Here is a 7,241-nt window from a genome sequence, read left to right as displayed (position 1 = left end):
GTGATCGACGCGCGCGGTGTTGAACGAGGACGAGCGCCGCTTGATGCCGTGCACGACATAGCCGAGCGACAGCAAATATTCGGCGAGATAGGCGCCGTCCTGACCGGTCACGCCGGTGATGAGAGCGACACGCCCCTTTGAGTTGCGAACCGTCATGGTCTTCCTTAGTTGCACCGGAAAGAGCTGCACTCTGAGAAATCATTGCGAAGCCGCTTCTCGAAAAGATCGATATGCGGATGCGCGCTCCATCGCAATTAAAGGATACGCTCGGCAAGCCAAGTCATACACCGGACTCAGGAAAACACACCATATACATTGATTTAGGTGGACTGAATGATGCCGGCGCATGAGCTTCAAAGATGAAAGTCGAGCGAACCCTCGCAACGGCGACGATCCCAAGCAGGCGGGATGGATGGTGGGCCCTGTTAGACGCGCTCGGGGGCGCTTTGCCTCCTCGCGATATTTCTGGGGTCCTTATCTTTCCACGCGCGCAGGTATGTTTTCCGTTTGGTCCCTCATGGCGCGGAAGAGTGACGTGGTGAGACTTCCGACTAGAAGACGCAGCCTTCGCGGCTCATAATCAGCGCCGCTTTGCTAATTGCGGGTAGGCAATGGACGGCCTGATGCAAAACAGAATGAGAAAGAAAGGCAAACGTTGGTATAGACTTTGTAACGTTTCGATATCGAAATCTTACGTTCGTACAATGGAGCTTTGATGCCAGTCCTCTAACTTGACCGGGCATAAGTTGCCTCTGTCCAATCATGAAAAGTCTCTTAAACCCTCATCGCAAGTGTGTTTCCAGCAAGTCGGGAGCAGCTGCGCAAAGAGATGAGCAGGGACTATGCGGAACGTGGGCAGATCTCATCTTTCTGTCTGAAATGGAGCGAAGCCCAGACGAAGCGTCACTCGCCCGGGAGAATGATTAGTGAGACGCGAGGACTCAGTTGTTGCCATATTGACCGTGCCCGGCAAGCTGGCATCGCTTCTCGCTTCTTCTGAGAACACAAACTGCGTCCTGAAATGGCTCCTCGGTGAGAGTGAGCCAAGCAAGATAACCTGCTTCACCGTAGGATAATTGGCTTTCCGTTCTGTTCGAATGCCCTCAATCTATGGAGCGAGACTATTTGATACATCTTGGCAGCGGCTTGTTGCGCCGGCGACAGTTAGTGAGGCCGTCGAGCGAGCCTGTTTGGGCGGACTTGGATGCGCCGTGCAGGCGCACTAGCGCATCTGATTCTGCTTCAGGCAGTCACGCCAATGGCGATGGCATCGCAGTGTTTCTTCGATCGGCCAGCCAAAAGCGGAATCTAGCTGGGCGAAGCGATGATGGCCGGGAGATCTAAATGAGGCCAGAGAATGCGGCGGTGATAACGGCGCCCGCTGAAAATCCCGAACCTAAACCTGTTACCTTTGGGCAAACGAAGTTTGCGACGGTGCTCCTGTTGGAGGAACGTCAGACTTCTTGAAGCTGGGCTGCATGGATTGATATGTGTGGAATTGTTGGCATTTTGGGCCGTGGTCCGGTCGTTGATAAGTTGGTCGCGTCGCTCAGGCGATTGGAATATCGTGGCTACGATTCCGCGGGCCTCGCAACTCTCGAAGGAGTCCGGATCGAGCGCCGCCGCGCCGAAGGTAAGCTGAGGAACCTTGAGGAGCAGCTGCGCTATTGTCCGCCGTCGGGGCATGCTGGCATCGGTCACACCCGCTGGGCGACTCATGGAAAGCCGACCGAAAGCAATGCTCATCCGCATGCGACGGAGAATGTCGCGGTCGTTCATAACGGGATCATTGAGAATTTCCGCGAGCTGCGAGCCGAGTTGGAGCGGAATGGAGCCGGCTTTAACTCGGAGACGGACACCGAGGTAGTGGCGCATCTCGTCGATTCCTATCTCAAGAATGGCTACTCGCCGCAGGATGCGGTACAGGCGTCACTGCCGCGACTGCGTGGTGCCTTCGCGTTGGCATTCCTTTTCAAAGCGAACGACGATCTTTTGATCGGTGCTTGCAAGGGCTCGCCGCTCGCGATCGGACATGGTCGCGGCGAAGTGTATCTAGGCTCGGACGCAATTGCGCTCGCACCTTTGACCGACACCGTCACCTACCTTGAAGACGGCGACTGGGCCGTGCTTACGCGCGCAACGTGCGTGATTTATGGTGCAGACGGCTCTATCGTCCAGCGGGAAACATCAAAATCTGGCGTATCAGCGCTCCTTGTGGACAAAGCGAATTACCGCCACTTCATGGCCAAAGAAATTCACGAGCAGCCGACAGTGGCCGGCAAGACATTGGCGCATTATCTCGATGTTGCGGCCAAACGCGTCGCCCTGCCGCTCGCGTTGCCCTTCGACTTTAATTGCATTCAGCGCATTTCAATTACTGCGTGCGGCACGGCTAGCTACGCTGGGCACATCGCCAAATACTGGTTCGAGAGGCTCGCGCGTTTGCCTTGCGACGTCGATGTAGCCTCTGAATTCCGCTACAGGGAGGCGCCTTTGCGCCGAGGCGATCTCGCAATAGTCATCTCGCAATCGGGCGAAACCGCTGACACATTAGCTGCCTTGCGATACGCCAAGGGCAAGGGCTTGCATACGATATCTGTGGTTAATGTACCGACGTCGACGATTGCGCGCGAGAGCGAATCCGTTTTGCCTACCCTGGCAGGGCCAGAAATCGGCGTCGCTTCCACCAAGGCATTTATCTGCCAGCTGATGGTATTGGGGGTGCTTGCCGTCAGAGCAGCTAAGGAGCGGGGTAAGCTGTCTGAAATCGATGAATCGCAGCTCGTGCGCGAGCTCATTGAGGTGCCGCGATTGATTGCTGCGGCCCTGTTGGTCGAGCCCCAGATTGAGAAGCTCGCGCGTTATATCGCCGGCGCGAGGACAGTACTCTATCTCGGTCGTGGCACATCGGCCCCCTTGGCCTTGGAGGGCGCGCTCAAGTTGAAGGAAATTTCCTATATCCACTCAGAGGGCTACGCCGCCGGCGAGCTCAAGCACGGCCCGATCGCACTGATCGATGAGGCTGTGCCTGTGGTGGTGATCGCGCCTTACGACGAGGTCTTCGAGAAGACCGTCTCTAACATGCAAGAGGTGGCCGCTCGGGGCGGCAAGATCATCCTGATCACCGATGCGAAGGGTGCGTCTGAAGCGATGGTAGACACGCTCCTGACCATCGTGCTGCCGGCAATGGTCGCAAGCTTTACGCCGCTGGTCTATGCCATTCCGGTCCAGCTCTTGGCTTACCATACCGCGGTCGCAAGGGGGGCGGACGTGGATCAGCCGCGTAATCTTGCAAAATCGGTCACGGTGGAATGAGGCTGGAGAAGTTAGTATCAAAGCATTGAGGTCTCGGCCTCGAGCCATTCGGCGCGGGTTTGGTGGCCTAGGTTCTGCGGGGACGGAATCCGACAAGTTCACAATCCGGGTCGCTCGTAGCTGTCGTGCGGTTTTGGTGAACTTAGCTGATGCTGCCATCAGCCTCGTATAGCAGAATCGACTAGCCTAGGGGCGATCCGGGATGTTGCACGACTGGGACGGCGTTCATCACGCCCGTCCACAGCCCTGTTGCCCTGGTCGCCATCGACCGGAACAGGTGGTCGTCATCGATCGGAAATGGTGGTCGCCATCAATCGGATTCACTGGTCGCCATGCCCCGGAGCGCGCAGCCTGACTTCGACGGCTCTGTACTTCGAGCGCTGTTTATTGAAACGAATACCGAAAGTCACGCGCGTGCCGGACACCAGATCAGCCCCTGCGCAGCCGCGAAGGTCCGATATGTGCACGAACAAATCCTTGCCGTCGCCATAGTCAGGCCGAATGAACCCCCAGCCCTTTTCAACGCTGTACGACACTACTGTTCCGGTGCGCATGTTTGTTCCACGGTCTTGCGGCTCGATATCGCCGCCTACTACTCCGGAGCTGCGGGTGCACTTTCCGTTCCTAACTCGGCGGCGACGAGCGCGAGCGAAGATGAGCGCCACCACTTGAAACATCCTGACTCACCTCGCCTCACAGCAAACCGGCGGGGCGGACCAGGCGCTAGAAGCGACGAGCCCGCCCCTAACATTACCGCATCTGGAGACTCGGTGATGCTGCCCAGGACCGAGCAAGGGTCGTGCCGAATCGAGAATCGGAGATTCTGCAGGCGCTTCGTGGCGGGCTACAGGGTCAAGGTGTTCGCTTTGGTCTGAAAACTGATGGCCGACGGGGGCACTGTCCGTCCCAGTTGGTCCCGCCGAACTTCGGACTGCAGGCTCACGCTCGCGCCGCCAAATTGCCCCGACAACGTGCTGCCCATCACGGCCCAGCGCATTCTCTTGCACGCCCGGCCTGTACGCGATGGCGGCATTCATCCGACCTGCTAAGCACACAGAAATTTCGCTGGCGTATTGAACAGCAGGCAAGCGGGCCTTTTAATCGATCGTCTCCCTTCGGACGCGCACCCGTTCTCCAACACGCCGTGCGCGATTGAGGCTCGAAAACTACGCAATCACGAGCTCGACCATCTCCATCTCAGAATCACTGAGCCTCACGAGGAGGAGCATTCGCATGGGTAGTCGAGCAAGTAGCGAAGCTGGACTGGGGTGATTGTCAGGCTTGCCAAAGGTGCGTTCACCTCGGAGGTAATAGAGCGCCATCGACCCTATTTCACGCTTGGCGAATTGCTCAGCTAGCCGCAGATGACGGCCCGCTCTAAATGATCTTATCTCTCAGCCTTTGCTGAACGATTTCGACCAGAACTGCTCCGCGAAATCCAGATGGCACTTCATCACGTCCGAGGGAGTTTTGGAATTGGCAAGATTCTTCAGAAGATTGACCTGAGCGTGCAGAGAGGAAGCAGCCAGCTTTGACCCGTCCTTCAACGCCGCAGCGAACAGGTCTGTTGTCTCTTCGAGGGATTTTTTCCATTCCGGAGACGCAAATGAATGGCTTGATGCAGCCCTCGCTGATTCTCCAACATCGTGCGTGGTGCCTCCCGCTTCAGAGGCTGAAGCCTGGGCGGCCCGTTCGGGCTCTGGATGGGTCTTCCGTTCGCGTTTCTCGTATTCGGGACTTCTCGCGGTCATTCAACGTCTCTCCGTCTAAACAGGATCGCAGCTCGCTGCGTGGTCTAGATCCGACCAAGAGCTTCGGAAAGTACCACAACCGGCAACATGTCGAACCTATCTCATTTGGTAGCACTTGCTCATCGGGATTGCTTAAGCGGATATCCGCACCATTTGCGGGGTATGCGAACGACCGCGAGATTTGACTGAGAATTTCCTGCACGGCATGAAGAAAGTTGGTGGCAAGGAAGTCGAGAAGGACCGCGTTCTAACACTCGACGAACTGAAGCCTTCTTTGCGATCCTCAACGATGAGGAAGCGGGCATCACGGATGGAACGCGCTTGGCGCTGAAAGTCCGTATTGCTGACAGCCCAGCGCCGGGGCGAAGTCGCGAGCATGATGCGTTCCGAGCTTCACGGCCTACACGGGGAAAAGCCCCACTGGATCATTCCCGCTGTACGGACGAAGAACAAGAAAGCGGAGCACACAGTCCCGCTCTTCCCGACTGCCGTCAAGTTGATCGAGGCGGCCTTGGAGATCGGCAAGCCAGAGAAGGGAGAGGACCAAGGCAACAGACCCGTCGTTGCCAGTCGCTTCGAAAGCGTTGGGGTGCTTGCGAGCCACTGTATGAGCCAGGCTGTGCGGCGCTTGTTGGAAGACAATGAGCTGGTAGCCTTTACGCCCCATGACCTCAGGCGTACAGCCGCGACCATCGTTCATGCGTCTATGCGCGATGGCATATGTTCGAAGAGAAGCGAGAAGCGATTCCAGCGGATTGAAAAGCATTTAATCACAATCACCGGTTAGCAAACTTCTGCGACACTTCAGCTCCCCTCTCGTCTGTATCGAGCCAGTGCTGTCCGCTCCTCTGCGCTAATGCCCATGAATGTTACGCCGTTGTACCCGCCGTTTGAAAGGGCAGATCGCACGTCATCCGTCGAAGCGCCGATATCGTAAGCGATGTTAGCGAACATATATTGCTGGGTGTCGCTCTCATTGTTCGCGATCTGGGTATTAAGGTGATTGGCGGCGCGATGCGCAACCGCGTTATAAACCCGCTTTTTTTGCGCTGCAACTTTCGGTTCACGCCACTGTAGTATCTGAGTTTTGGTTTGACGGGGAACCGAATCATGATCAGGCACCAAACACGCCAGCGCCCACGAGACGCCCTCTAGAAGAGCGCGTATGCGTGCAGCGATCTTGCCTGCCTCCTTCGGCCCAGGTTGAGTTTCACGCTATCGAGTATGCCCAACACTGCCTGAGCCTCCTCGGCATCAAACGTCGCGACTTGGCGATCTGCCGGGCTCAAAGACTGATCGGCGGCCCGGGCCTGATTGGCTGCAAGCACCTCAAGCGCTTGCGACCGCAGGGCTGTGATCTGCCGAAGATTTCGAGTGTTGATTGTCACCGCCCATTCGGACCCACAGTAGATAGCTGCACGTGACTCGGCGCTTTGACGTGAACCGAGGAAGCGCTGTCCCTACCACTCACCGCTAACTTCACCATGGTCAGCCCAAGCAGCGGAAGAAGCTAACCGGGATGCATATTCGGCGAACGCCCCTATCACAACTACCAGGATTGGTCGTAGCCAGCGCTTGGCGATCAGTTGTGATCTTAGGCAGTATGGCCGCGCCACTAGCGGCGAACCGGCTGCGTCGACAAGAGAATGCACAAGCGCATCGCGCTCTCATCCTGATTGTCGCGCTATAGGAGTTCGTCTCGATACGCTCAACGAAGCCGTCAACAGTTCCGAACTGAAGCTGACAGGCAACGATTTCCACAAGCTGGCCGGAAAGTCCGTGCGCTACACGATTCACATCAATGGCCCGTGGTGCATCACATTCGAGTTTGAAGGAGGCGATGCATTCAAGGTTGACTTTGACCAGTACCACTGAACGCAGAATACCGAATAAGCCATGAGGGCTCCGACATGCTGGAGAGCATCAATGGCAGAGCAGAAGGCTAAGCGCGATCCTAACCGCTGCCCGTCTCATCCGGGCGCCGTCCTTGATGAAATTCTACAGTACATCAGGAAGTCTAAGACCGAGATTGCAGAAGCGCTGGGATTCCAGGCAGCATCTGCACGACATCCTCGCGGAGAAGAAGCCGGTCAGTCCGAACGTGGCCGCCCGGATTGGAAAGCCGGTCGGCAACGGCCCGGCCATCTAGCTTCGTTTGCAGGCAGCCCCCGATGC

7 protein-coding genes and 1 pseudogene are annotated in these 7,241 nt (G+C 56.9%); 4 read left to right on the top strand and 4 right to left on the bottom strand.

Translation table 11 applies throughout. The features are described 5' to 3' along the window. Positions 1-156, bottom strand: a 156-nt coding sequence (locus tag IF809_RS37475) for a GDP-mannose 4,6-dehydratase (protein ID WP_462839994.1), incomplete at its 3' end; no start/stop codon positions are given. Positions 157-1,488: 1,332 nt separating this feature from the next. Here IF809_RS37475 and glmS point away from each other — a divergent pair. Then, positions 1,489-3,315, top strand: a complete 1,827-nt coding sequence (glmS, locus tag IF809_RS37470) for a glutamine--fructose-6-phosphate transaminase (isomerizing) (RefSeq protein ID WP_011084447.1) — start codon at positions 1,489-1,491, stop codon at positions 3,313-3,315. Positions 3,316-3,635: 320 nt separating this feature from the next. On the opposite strand, the gene IF809_RS37465 is transcribed toward glmS, so the two are convergent. Beyond that, positions 3,636-3,869, bottom strand: a complete 234-nt coding sequence (locus tag IF809_RS37465) for a cold-shock protein (RefSeq protein WP_018647867.1) — start codon at positions 3,867-3,869, stop codon at positions 3,636-3,638. Between the two features lie 840 nt (positions 3,870-4,709). After that, positions 4,710-5,066, bottom strand: coding sequence for a hypothetical protein (locus tag IF809_RS37460; RefSeq protein WP_028182256.1), 357 nt, complete (start codon positions 5,064-5,066; stop codon positions 4,710-4,712). Positions 5,067-5,406: 340 nt separating this feature from the next. Between IF809_RS37460 and IF809_RS37455 the strand changes: the two genes are divergently transcribed. Further along, on the top strand, positions 5,407-5,853 hold the full coding sequence (locus IF809_RS37455; RefSeq protein WP_018647864.1) for a tyrosine-type recombinase/integrase: 447 nt from the start codon (positions 5,407-5,409) through the stop codon (positions 5,851-5,853). A 17-nt stretch (positions 5,854-5,870) separates the two neighbouring features. Here the strand turns inward: IF809_RS37455 and IF809_RS37450 are convergent, their stop codons facing one another. Continuing rightward, on the bottom strand, positions 5,871-6,188 hold the full coding sequence (locus IF809_RS37450; protein WP_011084451.1) for a hypothetical protein: 318 nt from the start codon (positions 6,186-6,188) through the stop codon (positions 5,871-5,873). Between the two features lie 453 nt (positions 6,189-6,641). On the opposite strand from IF809_RS37450, the gene IF809_RS37445 reads away from it, so the two are divergent. Continuing rightward, a complete protein-coding gene (locus tag IF809_RS37445) occupies positions 6,642-6,941 on the top strand; it encodes a type II toxin-antitoxin system RelE/ParE family toxin (protein ID WP_223153755.1) in 300 nt (99 codons plus the stop codon). A 51-nt stretch (positions 6,942-6,992) separates the two neighbouring features. Continuing rightward, positions 6,993-7,212 (top strand): annotated as a pseudogene (locus IF809_RS37440) (helix-turn-helix transcriptional regulator); the annotation flags it as partial. Positions 7,213-7,241: the final 29 nt, after the last annotated feature.

It is taken from the genome of Bradyrhizobium sp. UFLA06-24 (assembly GCF_054967145.1).
This window is presented reverse-complemented; position numbering and strand designations above follow the sequence as displayed.

What these genes read in the sequence shown, in the direction of transcription:
- glmS (WP_011084447.1), top strand. Translation starts at nt 1,489, where the DNA reads ATGTGTGGAATTGTTGGCATTTTGGGCCGTGGTCCGGTCGTTGATAAG.
- IF809_RS37465 (WP_018647867.1), bottom strand. Translation starts at nt 3,869, where the DNA reads ATGCGCACCGGAACAGTAGTGTCGTACAGCGTTGAAAAGGGCTGGGGG.
- IF809_RS37460 (WP_028182256.1), bottom strand. Translation starts at nt 5,066, where the DNA reads ATGACCGCGAGAAGTCCCGAATACGAGAAACGCGAACGGAAGACCCAT.